Source organism: Aquisalimonas asiatica, assembly GCF_900110585.1.
GTDB lineage: Bacteria > Pseudomonadota > Gammaproteobacteria > Nitrococcales > Aquisalimonadaceae > Aquisalimonas > Aquisalimonas asiatica.
Genome location: NZ_FOEG01000002.1, coordinates 141,086 through 157,711, shown reverse-complemented (window position 1 = coordinate 157,711; position 16,626 = coordinate 141,086). Strand labels below are relative to the sequence as shown.

The 16,626-nt window shown below is 64.5% G+C and carries 19 protein-coding genes; 14 read left to right on the top strand and 5 right to left on the bottom strand.

Translation table 11 applies throughout. The annotated features are described in order from the left end of the window. Nucleotides 1–8 precede the first annotated feature (8 nt). From accD to BMZ02_RS05395, 13 genes are all read left to right on the top strand, one after another. Nucleotides 9–923: an acetyl-CoA carboxylase, carboxyltransferase subunit beta gene (gene accD / locus BMZ02_RS05455; protein ID WP_091640666.1), complete on the top strand. Its 915-nt coding sequence runs from the start codon at nt 9–11 to the stop codon at nt 921–923. 6 nt (nt 924–929) lie between these two features. Further along, complete coding sequence (gene folC / locus BMZ02_RS05450; RefSeq protein WP_091640664.1) at nt 930–2,201, top strand: bifunctional tetrahydrofolate synthase/dihydrofolate synthase; 1,272 nt, start codon at nt 930–932, stop codon at nt 2,199–2,201. 60 nt (nt 2,202–2,261) lie between these two features. Continuing rightward, nucleotides 2,262–2,915 carry an SPOR domain-containing protein gene (locus tag BMZ02_RS05445; RefSeq protein WP_139209152.1) on the top strand — a complete coding sequence of 218 codons (654 nt, stop codon included), beginning with the start codon at nt 2,262–2,264 and terminating at the stop codon, nt 2,913–2,915. Nucleotides 2,916–2,994: 79 nt separating this feature from the next. Next, nucleotides 2,995–3,567 (top strand): CvpA family protein, encoded by a 573-nt coding sequence (locus BMZ02_RS05440; RefSeq protein WP_091640661.1) that lies wholly within the window; start codon nt 2,995–2,997, stop codon nt 3,565–3,567. Nucleotides 3,568–3,606: 39 nt separating this feature from the next. Next, nucleotides 3,607–5,118 (top strand): amidophosphoribosyltransferase, encoded by a 1,512-nt coding sequence (purF, locus tag BMZ02_RS05435; RefSeq protein WP_091640659.1) that lies wholly within the window; start codon nt 3,607–3,609, stop codon nt 5,116–5,118. Between the two features lie 321 nt (nt 5,119–5,439). Beyond that, nucleotides 5,440–6,627: an O-succinylhomoserine sulfhydrylase gene (locus BMZ02_RS05430; protein WP_091640658.1), complete on the top strand. Its 1,188-nt coding sequence runs from the start codon at nt 5,440–5,442 to the stop codon at nt 6,625–6,627. Nucleotides 6,628–6,683: 56 nt separating this feature from the next. Next, a complete protein-coding gene (locus tag BMZ02_RS05425) occupies nt 6,684–7,922 on the top strand; it encodes a glycerate kinase type-2 family protein (RefSeq protein ID WP_091640656.1) in 1,239 nt (412 codons plus the stop codon). A 2-nt stretch (nt 7,923–7,924) separates the two neighbouring features. Then, entirely contained in the window at nt 7,925–8,584 is a 660-nt protein-coding gene (locus tag BMZ02_RS05420; protein ID WP_091640655.1) for a class I SAM-dependent methyltransferase, read from the top strand. 68 nt (nt 8,585–8,652) lie between these two features. Further along, nucleotides 8,653–8,940 (top strand): sll1863 family stress response protein, encoded by a 288-nt coding sequence (locus BMZ02_RS05415; RefSeq protein WP_091640653.1) that lies wholly within the window; start codon nt 8,653–8,655, stop codon nt 8,938–8,940. Between the two features lie 110 nt (nt 8,941–9,050). Then, the gene (gene tpx / locus BMZ02_RS05410) at nt 9,051–9,548 is read left to right on the top strand and encodes a thiol peroxidase (RefSeq protein ID WP_091640652.1); all 498 of its coding nucleotides are present in this window, start codon (nt 9,051–9,053) and stop codon (nt 9,546–9,548) included. A 155-nt stretch (nt 9,549–9,703) separates the two neighbouring features. After that, the gene (locus BMZ02_RS05405; RefSeq protein ID WP_091640650.1) at nt 9,704–11,284 is read left to right on the top strand and encodes a bifunctional GNAT family N-acetyltransferase/carbon-nitrogen hydrolase family protein; all 1,581 of its coding nucleotides are present in this window, start codon (nt 9,704–9,706) and stop codon (nt 11,282–11,284) included. Between the two features lie 98 nt (nt 11,285–11,382). Continuing rightward, nucleotides 11,383–12,000, top strand: coding sequence for a carbonate dehydratase (gene can, locus BMZ02_RS05400; protein ID WP_171909824.1), 618 nt, complete (start codon nt 11,383–11,385; stop codon nt 11,998–12,000). Nucleotides 12,001–12,043: 43 nt separating this feature from the next. After that, on the top strand, nt 12,044–12,589 hold the full coding sequence (locus tag BMZ02_RS05395; RefSeq protein WP_091640647.1) for a hydrolase: 546 nt from the start codon (nt 12,044–12,046) through the stop codon (nt 12,587–12,589). A gap of 42 nt (nt 12,590–12,631) precedes the next feature. Here the strand turns inward: BMZ02_RS05395 and dauA are convergent, their stop codons facing one another. From dauA to BMZ02_RS05385, 3 genes are read right to left on the bottom strand one after another with little or no spacing between them, the layout of a single operon-like run. Further along, the gene (gene dauA, locus BMZ02_RS05390; protein ID WP_091640645.1) at nt 12,632–14,383 is read right to left on the bottom strand and encodes a C4-dicarboxylic acid transporter DauA; all 1,752 of its coding nucleotides are present in this window, start codon (nt 14,381–14,383) and stop codon (nt 12,632–12,634) included. Further along, nucleotides 14,380–14,592 carry a hypothetical protein gene (locus BMZ02_RS18740; protein ID WP_139209151.1) on the bottom strand — a complete coding sequence of 71 codons (213 nt, stop codon included), beginning with the start codon at nt 14,590–14,592 and terminating at the stop codon, nt 14,380–14,382. Before BMZ02_RS18740 ends, dauA begins: the two co-directional genes overlap by 4 nt. A 15-nt stretch (nt 14,593–14,607) precedes the next feature. Beyond that, on the bottom strand, nt 14,608–15,102 hold the full coding sequence (locus tag BMZ02_RS05385; protein WP_139209150.1) for a DsrE family protein: 495 nt from the start codon (nt 15,100–15,102) through the stop codon (nt 14,608–14,610). A gap of 193 nt (nt 15,103–15,295) precedes the next feature. On the opposite strand from BMZ02_RS05385, the gene BMZ02_RS05380 reads away from it, so the two are divergent. After that, entirely contained in the window at nt 15,296–15,511 is a 216-nt protein-coding gene (locus BMZ02_RS05380) for a CopG family transcriptional regulator (RefSeq protein WP_091641819.1), read from the top strand. A 91-nt stretch (nt 15,512–15,602) separates the two neighbouring features. Here BMZ02_RS05380 and BMZ02_RS05375 read toward each other — a convergent pair whose 3' ends face one another. Beyond that, complete coding sequence (locus BMZ02_RS05375) at nt 15,603–16,064, bottom strand: FKBP-type peptidyl-prolyl cis-trans isomerase (RefSeq protein WP_091640641.1); 462 nt, start codon at nt 16,062–16,064, stop codon at nt 15,603–15,605. Nucleotides 16,065–16,184: 120 nt separating this feature from the next. Continuing rightward, entirely contained in the window at nt 16,185–16,622 is a 438-nt protein-coding gene (locus BMZ02_RS05370) for a DUF1841 family protein (RefSeq protein WP_091640639.1), read from the bottom strand. Between the last annotated feature and the right edge of the window lie 4 nt (nt 16,623–16,626).

The window sequence follows — 16,626 nt, the reverse complement described above, 5'->3', positions numbered from 1 at the left end:
GCGACAACATGAGCTGGTTTCAGAAACTCATGCCTTCCCGCATCCGCACGGATGCCACGGAAAAGGCCCGCAGCCGCAGCGTGCCCGAGGGGCTCTGGACCAAGTGCCCGGGATGCAATGCCGTGCTGTACCGGCCGGAGGTCGAGCGCAACCACGAGGTCTGCCCCAAGTGCGGGCACCACATGCGGGTCAGCGCCCGGGTACGCCTGGAGTCGATGCTGGACAGTGACGGTCTCACCGAGATCGGCGCCGACGTGAAACCGGTGGACATGCTGCGCTTCAAGGACGGCAAGAAGTACAAGGACCGTCTCGCCCAGGCGCAGAAGAGCACAGGCGAAGACGATGCCCTGGTGGTCTACCAGGGCAGGCTCAAGGGGCGCCCCGTGGTCGCCTGCGCCTTCGAGTTCGAGTTCATGGGTGGCTCCATGGGCTCGGTGGTGGGCGAGCGGTTCGTGCGTGCCGCCAATATCGCGCTCGAGGAGCGGATTCCCCTGGTCTGTTTCACTGCCAGTGGCGGCGCACGCATGCAGGAAGCGCTGTTCTCGCTCATGCAGATGGCCAAGACCAGCGCCGCCCTGGGCCGCATGCGCGAGGAGGGCGTGCCGTTCATCTCGGTGCTCACCGACCCGACCATGGGCGGCGTCTCCGCCAGCCTGGCCATGCTCGGCGACATCAACATCGCCGAACCCGGTGCACTGATCGGCTTCGCCGGGCCGCGGGTAATCGAGCAGACCGTGCGCGAGACCCTCCCGGAAGGGTTTCAGCGCGCCGAGTTCCTGCTCGATCACGGCGCCATCGACATGATCGTCGACCGCCGCGAGATGCGCGGTACGCTGGCGCGTCTGCTGGCCATGCTGACCCACCAGGCGTCGCCGGTGGATGATCCGGCGACGGAGCCGTCGCCGGAAGAGGCGGCTGGCTGACCGGTAATGCGTTTCGACACCCTGGACCAGTGGCTCCACTGGCAGGCCGGCCTTCATCCCCGGGCCATTGACCCCGGTCTGGAGCGGGTCGGTGAGGTGGCGGACCGGCTCGCGCTGCGGCCGTCCGCCATGCCGGTCATCACGGTCGCCGGCACCAACGGCAAGGGGTCGTCGGTGGCGCTGCTGGAGGCGATGCTGCGGGCCGGCGGCTACGCCACTGGCGCCTACACCTCCCCCCACCTGTTGCGCTACAACGAGCGCATCCGCATCAATGGCGACAATGCCACTGACGCGGGCATCATGGCGGCGTTCGACGCCATCGATCAGGCGCGTGGCGAGATCACCCTGAGTTACTTCGAGTTCGGTACCCTGGCGGCGCTCTGGCTGTGTCGCGAGTCGGGCGTCGATGTGGCGTTGCTGGAGGTTGGTCTGGGGGGGCGGCTCGATGCCGTGAACTGCGTCGACCCGGATGTGGCGCTGATTACCAGTATCGGCCTGGACCACGCCGAGTGGCTGGGAACCGACCGCGAGCACATCGGCCGGGAGAAGGCCGGTATCCTGCGTCAGGGGACCCCCGCGGTGTTCGCCGGTGACGCCATGCCCGACGCCATCCGCGGGATCGCCACCGATCTGGACGCGCCCCTGCGGGTGGCGGAGGTGGATTACACCTGGGGCGTGGCAGCCGACGGCAGCTGGTCATGGCGGCACGGTGACACCGTTGTCGAAGGCCTGCCGCAACCCGCGCTGCCGGGGGCCATGCAATACCGGAATGCCGCCGGCGTTCTGGCGGCACTGAATGCCATCGGCGACCGGTTGCCGCTGCACGACGACGCCCTGCACGACGGCCTGCGACAGGTACAGCTGCCGGGGCGTTTGCACGTCCGTCCCGGATCGGTAGAGTGGCTGTTTGACGTGGCCCATAACGGTGAGGCGGTGGCCGTGCTTGCGGCGGAACTGGCGCGTCGGCCGGTATCGGGACGCTGCTTCGCCGTGTTCGGTATCATGGCGCGCAAGGAGCTGGCGCCGGTGCTGGACGCGCTGTCGGGCCGGGTGGATGCCTGGTGTCCCCTGGCGCTGCCGGACGAGGACATGCGGCCGGCCGCGGACGTTGCGGCGGCGCTGCGCGAGCGCGGTGACACGGTGGTCGCCACCGGCGAGCCGGAGACGTTGCGGCAGTGGCTGGATGGGGCTGTTCAGCCCGGGGACCGCGTGCTGGTCTTCGGTTCTTTCCGGACCGTCGAGGAAATGATGCGCGTCACCGGAATGGCAGACGGATGACGCGGGCACGCCCTGGTGCAGGGAGCAGGCAGTCGGTGACGAGCAAGCGGGGGATGTGCATTGGAGCAACAGCATAAACAGCGGTTGATCGGCGCCGTCGTTGTGGTCGCGCTTGCCGTGATCTTTCTGCCCATGCTGCTGCAGGGGCCGGTGGATCGCGGCACCACGGACATGGCCATGGACATACCGCCGCGGCCCGAAGTCGAACAGGGGCCGGCCGACGCGGACGAGCCTGTGGCCGACGGTGACGAAGCGCCCGCGCCGGACGAGCCGCAGGAGCCCGGCGAGGCGGCATCCCAGCTGGAGGCCGTGCCGCTGCCCCAGTCCGAGCACGCTGACGCGGCGGACGACGATGAGCCGGGTGACGCACCGCCGCCGGAGCCGGAAGCCGTGCCGGAGGAGGAGGTCGCCGACGAGGACCCACCGGAAGCGCCCGCCGAGGACACGGCGGACGCCTCCGACGAGAATGACGAGCTGGCGTCCTGGGCTGTTCAGGTCGGCAGCTTCACCAGCGAGAGCAATGCGCTGGGGCTGCGTGACCGGCTGCGGGAAATGGACTTCTCCGCCTACGTGGATCGCCTCGAACGGGATGGCGAAGATACGATCTACCGGTTGCGCGTCGGGCCGGTGGTCGAGCGCGACGAGGCCGAGGCGCTGCTCGAGGAGCTGCAGGCGGATGCCGACATGGACGGCCTGGTCGTGTCGCACCCATGAGCCCCGCCGCGGCTTTCTCGTCAGGGCGCCCTTTGCTACTATTGCGCTCCTCGTGCTGCCCCGGCGCTGACTTCCGCCCATGAACTGGCTCGACTACGCCATCCTCGCCGTCATCGTCCTGTCTGCGCTGATCAGTCTGGTCAGGGGCTTCGTGCGCGAGGTCATATCGCTTGTGGTCTGGGTGGCCGCGTTCTGGGTCAGTATCCGCTATGCGGAGCGGCTGGCGGTGCACCTCGCAGACTACATCGCATCCCCGACGCTCCAGCTGGGTGTGGCCTTCGTGGCGCTGTTCGTGGTCACGCTGATTCTCGGTGCCATCATCAACTACGTGGCGGGGCAGTTCGTCGGGCGCACCGGGCTGACCGGGACCGACCGTTATATCGGTGTCATCTTCGGATTGCTGCGCGGTGTCGTGGTGGTCGGGGTGCTGGTGCTGGCAGCGGGCCTGACGGCGCTGCCCCGGGAGCCCTGGTGGCAGGATTCACTGGTGGTGCACCACTTTCAGCCCTGGGTCTGCGACATCGGCGTGCGTGAGTGGCTTGACGGGCTCACCTTCTATGCGCCGCTGACCGAGGATCCGCAGAACGAGGGAACACCTGCCCCCGAGTACTGGCAGGAGTTCTGTAACAACGCCGGGGCCGGAGACGACTGAGCGCCGGCGGCAACATCGAGCAGAGAGGTTCCATCGCGCATGTGCGGCATTATCGGAATGGTGGCCCACGGGCCCGTCAACCAGGCCATCTACGACGGCCTGACCGTGCTTCAGCATCGCGGACAGGATGCCGCCGGGATCATGACCTGGGCCGACGGACGGCTCTATCTGCGCAAGCGCAACGGGCTGGTGCGTGACGTGTTCCGCACCGAGCACATGCTCCAGCTGCGCGGGCATATCGGCATCGGTCACGTGCGCTACCCTACCGCCGGCTGCTCCAGCAGCGCGGAAGCCCAGCCCTTCTACGTGAACTCCCCCTACGGCGTCAGCCTGGCGCACAACGGCAATCTCACCAACGCCGAGGAACTCAAGGGCGAACTCTTCCGGGAAGACCTCCGCCACATCAACACCGACTCCGACTCCGAGATCCTGCTCAATGTCTTTGCCCACGAGCTGGCGCGCCCCGGCAAGCTGAAGGTCGGCGTGGACGATATCTTCGACGCGGTGGCGGGCGTGCACCGGCGGTGTCGCGGCGGCTACGCGGCGGTGGCGATGATCAACGACTACGGCATGCTGGCGTTCCGCGACCCCCACGGCATTCGCCCGGTGTGCTTTGGCGAACGGGAGACGGCGCACGGCACCGAGTACCTGGTTGCGTCCGAGAGCGTCGCCATGGATACCCTGGGTTTCCGGCTCATCCGGGAACTGGACCCCGGCGAGGCGGTGTTCGTCACCCTGGATGGCGAGCTGCACACGCGCCAGTGCGCCAATGATCCCACCAATGCACCGTGCCTTTTCGAGTATGTCTACCTGGCGCGGCCGGATTCCATCATCGACGACGTGGCGGTGTACAAGGCCCGTCTGCGCATGGGGCAGACCCTGGCCGCCAAGATCCAGCGTGACTGGCCGGACCACGACATCGACGTGGTCATCCCGGTGCCGGACACCAGCCGCACGTCGGCACTGGAAATGGCCCAGCACCTGGGTGTGAAGTATCGGGAAGGGTTCATCAAGAACCGCTACATTGGCCGCACGTTCATCATGCCCGGGCAGCAGCAGCGGCAGAAGTCCGTGCGCCAGAAGCTCAACCCGATCGGCCTGGAGTTCAAGGGCAAGAACGTGCTGCTGGTGGATGACTCCATCGTCCGTGGCACCACCTGCGGACAGATCATCGAGATGGCGCGGGATGAAGGGGCGCGCAAGGTCTACTTTGCATCGGCTGCGCCACCGGTCCGCTACCCCAACGTCTATGGTATCGACATGCCGTCGGCGCAGGAGCTGATCGCGCACGGCCGCAGCGAGGACGAGGTTGCGCGGCTGATCGGCGCCGACCGGCTGGTCTACCAGGACCTGGACGACCTTGTCACCGCCGTGCAGCAGGGCAACCCGCGACTGAGCCGGTTCGATGCCTCCTGCTTCAACGGTGAATACGTCACGGGCGACGTCACCGACGCCTACCTGGAAGAGCTCGAGGAGCAGCGTAACGACCAGGCCAAGAGCACCCGCGAGACCGACCATGCCCTGATCGACCTCCACAGCGCGCCGGATTGAACCGGTGCCGGGCGTTCCTCAGGGGCAGGTTTGACAACAACCGGGGCGTTCCATAGAGTGCTGTCGAGGCGCTGATTTGACCGATTCAGCTTGCGGGCGCCGAAGGTGCACTGGTAGGCATCAGCCATATGCCGGGGGCCTTGAACAAATGCCGCTAAAGCGAGGGAGTCCAGCTTTCTTGCTCCGGGCGTCGCCCGGGTCCCGCCTGCTTCGCGTCCGTTTCGGTTGAATGGCTGAAGGCGATGCGCCGGTCATGGTCGACCGGGCGCCGTTCATCGGCTCGATGCTGCGTCTCCCGACTGGCATGACGAGGATGGTTGCATGACCCACGATCACGAGCGCAGGGGATTCGATACGCAGGCGGTCCGGGGCGGACAGGTCCGTACCGGCGAGCAGGAGCAGTCCGAGCCGCTGTTTCTGTCATCGAGCTTCACCTTCGACAGCGCTGCCCAGGCCGCCGCCCGTTTCGGCGGCGATGAGCCCGGTAACATCTACTCCCGTTTCACCAACCCGACCGTGCGTACGTTCGAGCACCGGCTGGCGAGCCTGGAGGGAGGCGAGGCGTGTGTCGCCACGTCGTCGGGCATGGCCGCCATCAACGCCATGTGCATGGCGCTGCTGCGCGCCGGGGACCATATCGTCTGCTCCCGGGGTGTCTTCGGCACGACCACCTCGCTGCTCACGAAGATACTCCCCAAGTTCGGCGTCGAGACGACCTTTGTCTCGCCTACCGACTACGACGGCTGGCAGCAGGCCATTCGGCCCGAGACGCGCCTTTTGTTTCTGGAGACCCCGTCAAATCCCTTGACCGAAGTGGCCGATATCGCCTGGATCGCGGAACTGGCCCATGCCCACGACTGCGTGATGGTGGTGGACAACTGCTTCTGTACACCGGCGCTGCAGCGTCCACTTGAGCTGGGCGCCGACCTGGTCATTCACTCCGCGACCAAGTATCTGGACGGTCAGGGCCGTTGCGTCGGGGGGGCGGTGGTGGGTGACGCCAGGCGTGTGGGCGAGGACATCTTCGGCATGCTGCGCACGGCGGGGCCAACCATGAGCCCGTTCAACGCCTGGGTGTTCACCAAGGGGCTGGAGACGCTGCGTCTGCGCATGCGGGCCCACTCCGAGAATGCCCAGGCCCTGGCCGACTGGCTCCAGCACCACCCGCGCGTTACCCGCGTCAACTACCCCGGGCTGGCTGCCCATCCGCAGCACGCGCTGGCCAGTCGGCAACAACTGGGCTACGGCGGTATCCTGTCGTTTGAAGTGGCCGGTGAGCGTGAAGCGGCCTGGCGGGTGGTCGACGGCACGGAGATGATCTCCATTACCGCCAACCTGGGCGACGCCAAGAGCACGATCACCCATCCGGCAAGCACCACCCACGGCCGGATCTCCCAGGAGGAGCGTGACGCCTCCGGGATCACCGAGGGCCTGCTGCGGGTGTCCGTGGGGCTGGAGGACGTGGCCGATATCCAGGCCGACCTGGAGCGCGCGCTGGACGCGATCTGAACGGCATCCCGGTCCCGTGGCCCGGATCGCCGGAGACCAACTGGCAAGGGGGACACATGGATCACCGGGAGACGTTGCAGCAGTTGTTTCGCGCGGCCCTGGAGCGGGTGGGCGGACGCCCCGCCGTTCGGCACGCGCTCGAGCAGGACCCGCCCACCGGCGCCGTTCATGTGCTGGCCATCGGCAAAGCCGCGTCGGCAATGACCCAGGGCGCCCTGGACGCGCTGGATGACCGCATTGTCAGCGGTCTCGTGGTGACCAAGACCGATCACCTGGGGCGCGCCGTCGCCGAAGACCCCCGCTTTCGCTGCATGGAGACCGCCCACCCCATCCCCGATGGCAGCAGCCTGGCTGCCGGGGCGGCCGTCGTGTCCTACCTGGATGCGCTCCCGGGGGACGCCGAGCTGGTGGTTCTGGTCTCCGGCGGTGCCTCCAGCCTGGCCGAGCTGCTGCCCGAAGGGCTGACGGCGGGTCACCTGGCCGAGCTCAACCAGTGGCTCCTCGGTCAGCACCTGGCCATCGACGGCATCAACGCCGTGCGCCGGGCGATCTCCCGCATCAAGGGGGGGCGGCTTGCACGGCACCTGGGTGGGCGCCGGACGCGGTTGTTCCTGGTCTCCGACGTGCCCGGTGATGACCCGGCGGTCATTGGCTCCGGCCTGTTCGTGCCGTCCGCCACCGCCGGCGCACTCCCGGATGGCCTCCCCGCCTGGGTCCGCGACGCGATGGCGGCGGTACCGCAGCCGCCTGCCCCGGATGATGCCGCGCTGGCGGGCCTCACCCGCTCGCTGGTGGCCACCAACGCGGACGCCCTGGATGCCGTCGAGGAGCGGGGGCGCCGGATGGGCCTTGCCGTGCAGGTCCACCGCGAGCAGCTTGCCGGTGATGCGCTGCGGGCCGGGGAGATGATCGCCGAGCAGCTGATCCATGGCGCCGCCGGTGTTCATGTCTGGGGCGGGGAACCCACGGTGGCTCTGCCCGACAATCCCGGCCAGGGCGGGCGTGCCCAGGCACTGGCGCTGACTGCGGCAACCTGCATGGAAGGCCACCGGGGCGTGTGGCTGCTCGCCGCCGGCACGGACGGCACGGATGGCCCCGGCGATGCGGCCGGGGCGCTCGTGGATCATCAGACCTGTTTCCGCGGCCGCCAGGCAGGGCTCGATCCGGACGGCTGTCTGGAGGCCGCCGACAGTGGCCGGTTCCTTGAGGCGAGCGGTGATCTCCTGCGCACCGGCCCCACGGGGACCAACGTCATGGACGTGGTGATCGGGCTGAAAGACACGAGTGACGGCTGATCATGGAGCGAATCCCCGAACCGGAGCTGATGGACGAGGCCGAGCAGGCTCTTGCCTACGCACGGGCGGATTTCGAAGCGCCCAATTCCGCCTTTGTTGAACGCTATGCCGAACTGATCGGCGTGACCGGGGGGCGTGTGCTGGATGTGGGCTGCGGCCCCGGTGATATTCCGTTGCGTCTGGCGCGTCGGTTCCCGGGGCTTCGCGTGGACGGGCTCGACGGAGCGGAGGCCATGCTTGCCCTGGCCCGGGACGCGCTCGCCCGGGAGCCGGCCATCGGCGATCGCGTGCGGTTCATACACGATGACGTGGCTGGCGACTCGGTCCGGGGAGCGGCGTACGACGCCGTGGTCAGCAACAGCCTGCTGCATCACCTGCACGAGCCTTCGACGCTCTGGCGGCTGGTGAAGGAGACTGCCCGGCCCGGTGCCGGCGTGCTGGTCATGGACCTGTACCGCCCCGATACGCGGGAGCGGGCAGCGGAGATCGTCGCGACCTATGCGTCCGATGAGCCGGAGGTGCTCCGGCGCGATTTCTTCAACTCCCTGCTGGCGGCGTTTACGCCCGGGGAGGTTCGCGAGCAGCTCGCCTGCGCCGGTCTGCCCCATCTCCGGGTCGAGACCGTCTCCGATCGCCACCTGCTGGTTCACGGTCGCGCTTGAGTCTGGCCGCCCCGGACCTGCTACTCTAGGCGGGAGTTCGAGAATGGTGGCGACAACAGGAGGTGATCATGGCGCGGCGGGATGAGTATGTTGAGAAGTTCAAGGCACAGCTTGATCAGTGGAACGCCGAGCTGGCCAAACTGGAAGCCAAGGCCAACGAGGCCCAGGCTGACGCGCGCCTGCGCTACGAGTCCGAGATCGAGGAGCTCCGGCAGCGCCGCGAAGAAGCGCGCGAGCGGATGAAGGAGCTGGAACAGGCCGGTGAAGAGGCCTGGGACGACTTTCGCAAGAATGCCGAGAAGGCCTGGAAGGATCTCGACGAGGGATTCCGCAAGGCCTGGTCTCATTTCAAGTAAGCATCCGGCAACGGATGATCCCCTGAACCACGTACCGGTGCCGCAGCCCTCGGGCCGCGGCACCGGTACGTGGATAATCCCCCATACGTTAACCACCCAGGAGAGTACAGATGGCGGAAATCTCGTTGCGCGGCACACCGGTCAACACTGTCGGCGAGCTTCCGGCGGCAGGAACCCGGGCGCCTGATTTCAAGCTCACGCGGACGGACATGTCCGAGCTGTCACTGCAGGATCTCAAGGGGAAGAACATCGTTCTCAACATTTTCCCCAGCATTGATACCCCGGTTTGCGCCAACTCCGTGCGGCGGTTCAATGAAGACGCCGCCAAGCGGGACAACACCGTCGTGCTGTGTGTGTCCGCGGACCTGCCCTTCGCCCAGTCGCGCTTCTGTGGGGCGGAAGGGCTGGAAGACGTCATTCCGGCGTCCACGTTCCGTCAGCCGGAGTTCGGGAGCGACTACGGCGTTGCCATGGCCAATGGCCCGCTGGCCGGCCTCCTGTCCCGTGCGGTGGTCGTCGTCAACGCCCAGGGCGATGTGGTCTACTCCGAACAGGTCCCCGAGATCGGCCAGGAGCCGGACTACGAACAGGCCCTGCAACACGTCTGAATACTTCTGCGCCTGCGTGGTCGCCGGTGTGGCCGGCGTCCCCGGAGGTCTGCAGGACAGCGTGAATTGCGTATGATGACTGCACGATCCGCACCGCCCCGAGGGCGGTGCGGAGGTCTGGACCGCCCCACAGAAGCCGGAGATGCCCCGCCGCCATGACCGAGACCCGCGACACCCGTGAACAGCAGGAAGATACCGAGGAGCACCGGCTCAGTCTGCGTAACCTCGTCGTTGACGATTACGATGACATCGCCGAGATCATGGAGGAGGTCTATCCCTCCATGGGTCCCTGGACGCGAAAGCAGTTCCATGCCCAGCTGAACCGGTTTCCGGAAGGTCAGATCTGCATCGAGGACAACGGCAAGGTGGTGGCGGCGGCGCTGACGCTCATGGTGGACTACCGCCGCTTCGGTGACCGTCACACCTACGACCAGATCACCGGCAACGGCTATTTCACCACCCATGACCCCAACGGTGACGTCCTCTACGGCGTGGATGTCTTCGTCAGCCCCCGCTACTCGGGCATGCGACTGGGCCGTCGGCTGTACGACGCGCGCAAGGAGCTGTGCCGCAAGCTGAACTGCCGGTCCATCGTCGCCGGTGGCCGGATTCCCGGCTACACCGAGTACGCCGGTGACATGAAGCCGGAAGACTACATCGAGCTGGTCAAGCGCCAGGAGGTCTACGACCCCATTCTCAGTTTCCAGCTCGCCAACGACTTCCACGTGCGGCGCGTGATCACCAACTACCTGCCCGAGGATCGGGACTCCAAGGCGTTTGCGACGCTGGTGCAGTGGAACAACATCTTCTACGAGGAAGAGGATCAGAAGTCGCTGCTTGGCGGCGACAAGAGCGTGATCCGCATCGGTGCCGTGCAGTGGCAGATGCGCTCCATGCACTCGGTGGAAGAGCTCATGCAGCAGGTGGAGTTTTTCGTCGACGCCCTGGCGGGGTACAACGCCGACTTCATCATGCTGCCGGAATTCTTCAATGCGCCACTGCTGTCGAACTTCAACCAGGACAACCCGGCGGAGGCCATCCGTGGTCTCGCCCAGTATACCGATGAAATCCGCGAGGCCATGCTCTCCCTCGCGGTGAGCTACAACATCAACATCATCGGCGGCAGCATGCCGGTGTACATCGACAAGGAGCTCTACAACGTCTCCTTCCTGTGCCGGCGCGACGGCACCTGGGACACCCAGCACAAGCTGCACATCACGCCGGACGAGCGATCCTACTGGGGCCTGCGCGGCGGCGACGGATTGCGGGTGTTCGATACCGATGTGGGCAAGATCGGTATTCTCGTGTGCTACGACGTGCAGTTCCCGGAACTCTCCCGGGTGCTGATGGAGCAGGGCATGCGCATCCTGTTCGTGCCGTTCTGGACCGACACCAAGAACGGCTACCAGCGCGTGCGCCACTGTGCCCAGGCCCGGGCGATCGAGAACGAGTGCTACGTGGCCATTACCGGCAGTGTCGGCAATCTGCCCAACGTGGAGAACGTGGATATCCAGTACTCCCAGTCGGGCGTGTTCTCGCCGTCCGATTTCGCCTTCCCGCACGACGCGGTGGTCTCCGAGGCCACGCCCAATACCGAGATGACGCTGATCGTCGACTTGGACCTGGAGAAACTACGGGAGATGCGCTACCAGGGGTCGGTGCGCAATTATCAGGACCGGCGGCTGGACCTCTATCAGGTCCAGTGGATCGGGCAGGAAACCCGGCGTAACGATTAGTCCCGGGAGTGCACGTACAGTCACGGAACGATGTGAGACAGGAGCTCGTACAACTTATGTGTGATCAGCATTGTAAGCCAGGCTCTCTCGAGAGGCTGATGGAGAACAACCGGCTCTGGTCGGAGCGGATGCAATCGGAAGATCCGGAGTTCTTTCGAAGACTGGCAACGCAGCAGAGCCCTGATTACTTATGGATCGGGTGTTCCGATAGTCGCGCGCCTGCCAACCAGATCGTGGGGTTGAAGCCGGGCGAGCTTTTTGTGCATCGCAACATTGCCAATGTTGTGACCCATACCGATATGAACTGCATGGCAGTGTTGCAGTTTGCCGTGAAAGTCCTCAAAGTCAGACATATCATCGTCTGCGGCCACTACAACTGTGGTGGGGTTCGGGCTGCATTGGGGCATGCACAGTTCGGCATGATCGACAGCTGGTTGCGTCACATCAAGGATATTTACGACTATCACCGGCTGGAGCTGGAGGCATTGCCCTCCGAGGAAGAACAGGTCGACCGCCTTTGCGAACTCAATGTGTCCGCCCAGGTACAGCATGTGTGTTCGACAACGATTGTTCAGAACGCCTGGGCCCGTGGGCAGTCCCTTGCCGTCCATGGATGGGTGTATCAGTTGCAGGATGGTCTTATCAACGACCTGGGTGTGACGGTTCGCAGTCCGGACGAGGTGCCTCAGATTTATCGAATGAACCCCGAAGAATAAGCGCTTGATCCCGTTGGATCGGGCGAGTTTGCGAGGAGAACGCATGCGGATGAATGTCGATACTTCCTGCCTACTCGTAATCGATGTGCAGGAACGTCTCGCTCCGGCCATTCATGAAGCCGATCGCGTGACGGAAAACGCAGGTTGGTTGATTAAAGTTGCGCGGGAAGTGGACGTGCCAGTCCGTGTCACCGAGCAGTATCCCCAGGGTATCGGTCCCACGATACCGGCCATTCGGACACTGCTTCTTGACGATGAAATAATGGAAAAGACCCATTTCTCCTGTATGGACTCCGACGCCATTCGTCGTCAGCTTGCCGGTCTCGGGCGCCGTCAAGTCGTTATCGCGGGCACGGAGGCGCATGTATGCGTACTGCAGAGTGCCCTGGGGCTTGTCCGCGAGGGCTATGAGGTTTATGTCGTGGCCGACGCCGTTTCGAGCCGCCGCGAATCCGACGCAATCATGGCCACGGAGCGCATGCGAGGGGAGGGCATACGTGTTGTGACACGTGAGATGGTCGCGTTTGAATGGCTGCATCGCGCGGACACAGAGGTGTTTCGACGGGTTCAGCAGCGCTACATCCGGTAAACGGCGCGGAAGTGTTCCATAAGGCCTGCACCGGATGCCGGGTCACGCCAACCGGGATCCGGAGGTCCTGGAGTATTGACCATCCCAGCGCAGCGCAGTCATCGATGCGCGTCCCAGCGTTCGGCAGTAGGTGAGGCTGCCCGGCGTCTTCCGGATCCCGGCGCGTCTCAGCTTGACGATGATGCGTGCCGGCAGGCCAACCAGTATCAGCGACACCCCTTGACCGTGCATTTCGTCGATCAGTGACTGCAAGGCGACAATCGCCGTGCCGTCCATGCTGGGGACGTCATGCATGTCGACGATTATCGTACGGACCTCCGGATCAACCAGCCGCAGAGACGCCACAGCCTTTTCCGCTGCGCCAAAAAACAGCGGACCATTGACGTCGTAGACGGCGACATGACGGGGCAAGTCCCTGATGACCGCGTTGTCCTGCGGATCCATGCGTTCCGATTCAGTGAGCAGTGCCATCCGGCGGATGAATAATGCAGCGGCCAGGCCGACGCCCACGGCGACAGCCAGAACCATGTCGAACAGGACCGTGAGACCGAAGCAAATAACGAGGATTGCCACATCACCTGGTGGTGCCGAACGCAGGGTATGGGCGAAATGGCGGGCTTCGCTCATATTCCAGGCGACAACGAACAGCAGTGCCGCGAGAGCGGCCATGGGCACCAGACCCAGCACCCCGGCAAGCCCGACCACGCCAAGGAGGACCACGAGAGAGTGAACGACTGCTGCCACGGGAGACCGTGCGCCGCTGCGGATATTGGTTGCGGTGCGGGCGATGGCGGCAGTGGCGGTGATTCCGCCAAAGAAGGGGACGACCATGTTGCCCAGTCCCTGACCGATGAGCTCCGCATTGGGATCGTGGCGTGTGCGTGTCAGTCCGTCGGCCACGACTGCGCAAAGAAGGGACTCAATGGCCGCCAGCACCGCGATTGCGAATGCCGGCCCCAGCAGTGCCCGGATCAGTGAGAAGTCAATGTCAAGCGGCGCGCCATCAGGGCCGGGAAACCTCCATGGGGCGGCAAGTTCCGGCGCGACTGGAGGAATGCCGCTTCCACTGCTGCCGTGGGCTTCCCAGGTAAAACGGGATGCGATTGTTGCAACGTCCGGCAATACATCAGATGGCCAGTGATTGATGAGCGCCGCGGCCAGAGCGCCGACGAACAGACCGACAAGGGGTGCGGGTATGGCGAGACGGAAGCGCGGCCAAAGGATCAGGGTGGCAAGGGTCACCGTGCCGACCGCCAGTTCCGCAACGCTGATGCCCGGAAGTGCGACGGTTATCCGCCAAAGGTTGTCGACGAAGTGTTCTCCCAGCTCTTCGGTGGCTAGTCCGAGGAAGTCGGGGATCTGCAACACTGTGATGACAACGGCGATTCCCGCGGTGAACCCGAGCACGACCGGATAGGGCACGTACTGGATAAGAACTCCCAGGCGTGCTGCTCCCAAGCTCACAAGGATCAGACCAGCCATGATGGTCGCAAGAAGCAAGCCACCAAGACCGTACTCCTGCACGACCGGGAAAAGGATGACCACAAAAGCCGCGGTCGGGCCGGAGACGTTGAACCTGGACCCCCCAGTCAGCGCGATGACCGCTCCGGCAACGATAGCAGTGTAGAGTCCGTGCTGAGGTGGAACTCCCGTGGCGATGGCCAGTGCCATTGCCAGAGGGATGGCCACAATCCCGACGGTGAGGCCTGCCAGAACATCATGCCGTAAATCGGTAAGACGATAACCCGCCCGCCAGGACGCGGTGAGCCCGGTGCCGACCCGGGGGATTCTCATTCGTCGACCGGTCCTTCTTCAGTGCCGCTGAGTCGTCTGGCAAACGCGCGTGCGAGGTTTTCGTCCGGGTGACCCAATGGTGGCCCAACCACGCTGCGCGTACTGCGGTCGATGACCAGGAAGCGAAGTTCTGCGCTTGATCCCGGGCGGGAGCGCGTATACTTAACAACCGCGTAACGCCCGTTCAATTCTATGATCTGCTGGGACATCAGAACCCTCCATCGCTAGTACCGAACAACGCGGTCACCGGCTATGACGGCCTTGTTGACAGTTGTCTCGAAGTCGCTCACATCGACGTCCGGCAGCAAGTCGTTCGTCGTGTATCGCTTGTAACCGGAGTTCGGGAGAAACAAGTGACATACGGAGGCAGTCGCCCCGTAGCTCATCGCCTGTTGCATGAGTTCCCGGGCGGAGACGTGGCGTGGGGCAAGTGCCGGAGGTAGATAAATCCTCAGACCCAAGGCTGCTGCCTGGCCACACAACAGGATGTGGACGTCATGCTGCTTCCGCGCCAACCCGATCGCCGTAAGCATCGCTTCCCCCTGTACGTGATCGACTCGGCTGGTTACGACGATCATCACCTCATCCAGTGCCTTGTTGTCCGGCTCAGCATTGGTTGGGGTGCCGAAGGCCAGACTCCCAAGCATCAGCAGTGCGAACAGTTTCTTGTTCAGGTGGTTGTTCCACCAGGTCAAGGGACGAGGGCGGTGTCGATCCATCAGAATGTCAATATCACGGAATACGTATAAGATGACAATGACATTAACATGTCATGAGCGTTCTATGCTACGGAGCTGTCGCCAGCGGTGGCGTCGGCCTGTCTTGCGATTCGGGGGACGGCAGGGGTTGGTTGTCTAGCAATTATCATTGAATTAACATGCAATGATAATTCTAGAGCGTGGTAAGCAGGTTATGGAGAAGAAAACAGCCCGTTTGACTGTCCTGGTTGATCCCGACAAGAAAAGGGCGTTCGAGACCTTGTGCGCCAGTCAGGATCTGACGCCATCTCAGGTTGTTCGCCAGCTGATTCGCCAGTATCTGCGTGAGCACGGAGTCAGCTATCCGGCGCAGCAAGACGTGGAGTCATCGCCGGGAAGAAAGGACTTGCCTGACGGCCGTCAGGAGTAAGTCCGGCGCGTTGGATACGCTTGAAGGTCGGTAATGTCAGGCCGGGGCGTGCGCTTCAAGGAGGCGCACGCCCCGGTGCCCGGGGCCGCACTCAGTGCGCGTGGCCGTGCTCTTTCTCTTCTTCGGTGGCGTCGCGGACTTCGACGACCTTGACGTCGAAGTTCAGCGGCACGCCCGCCATGGGGTGGTTGGCATCCACGGTGACATCGTCGCCCTCGATGGCAGCGATGGTCACGATCTGCTCGCCACCTTCGGACTGTGCCTGGAACTGCATGCCTACCTGGAGCTCGTCCACGCCCTGGAACATGTTGCGCGGCACGACCTGGGTGAGGTCTTCCCGGCGTTCACCGTAGGCCTCTTCCGGCGGAATGTTCACGCTGACCTCTTCGCCCTCTGCCTTGCCTTCCAGGGCCTTCTCCAGGCCGGGAATGATGTTCCCGGAACCGTGCAGGTAGGCAAGCGGCTCCTTGCCCTCGGACGTATCCAGGACGCTGCCGTCGTCGTCCTTCAGCGTGTAGTCGATGGCAACGACCTTGTCCTTAGCAATCTGCATTAGGGAAAACCTCTACGAATGAATTGAGCCGGCCATGGTAACGGTGTCGGGTCGACGAGGTAAAGGATTTTGCTTGCCGGACAAGGGGTTCGACAATGGGGCATCGCCGCGTTCCAGCCCTTATCCCCGTCGTGACGCCACTTTCCGCAGGGCCTTCAGGTAGGCCCGTTCGTCCGGCATGCCGCCACTGCGCTGTGCTTCCCACATGGCTTCGGCCAACGGATCCATCATGCGGTGTTCCGCTTCCAGGTGGCTGCCGGTCCGGCGTGTGAGTTGCTCGTGCACGGCCCGGATACCCGCCGGGCGGTCCGTGGCCACCTGCTCGCGCAGGGCCAGGTGCAGGCCCATGTGCAGGAACGGGTTGGTGCTACCGTCCTCGGGCTGCCAGTCGGCGTCGATGGCCCGGTCGGGGTCCTCGAGCAGGGTGTGGTACTCCGGATGCTCCGCCACCACTTCGCCGATCATGGACTCGAGCGGCGTGACCGGCTCACCGTCGCGGTATTTGCGCCAGGCGTCCAGGTACTGCTGGCGGAGTTCGTTGCGATTGCTGGAGAACATGGTG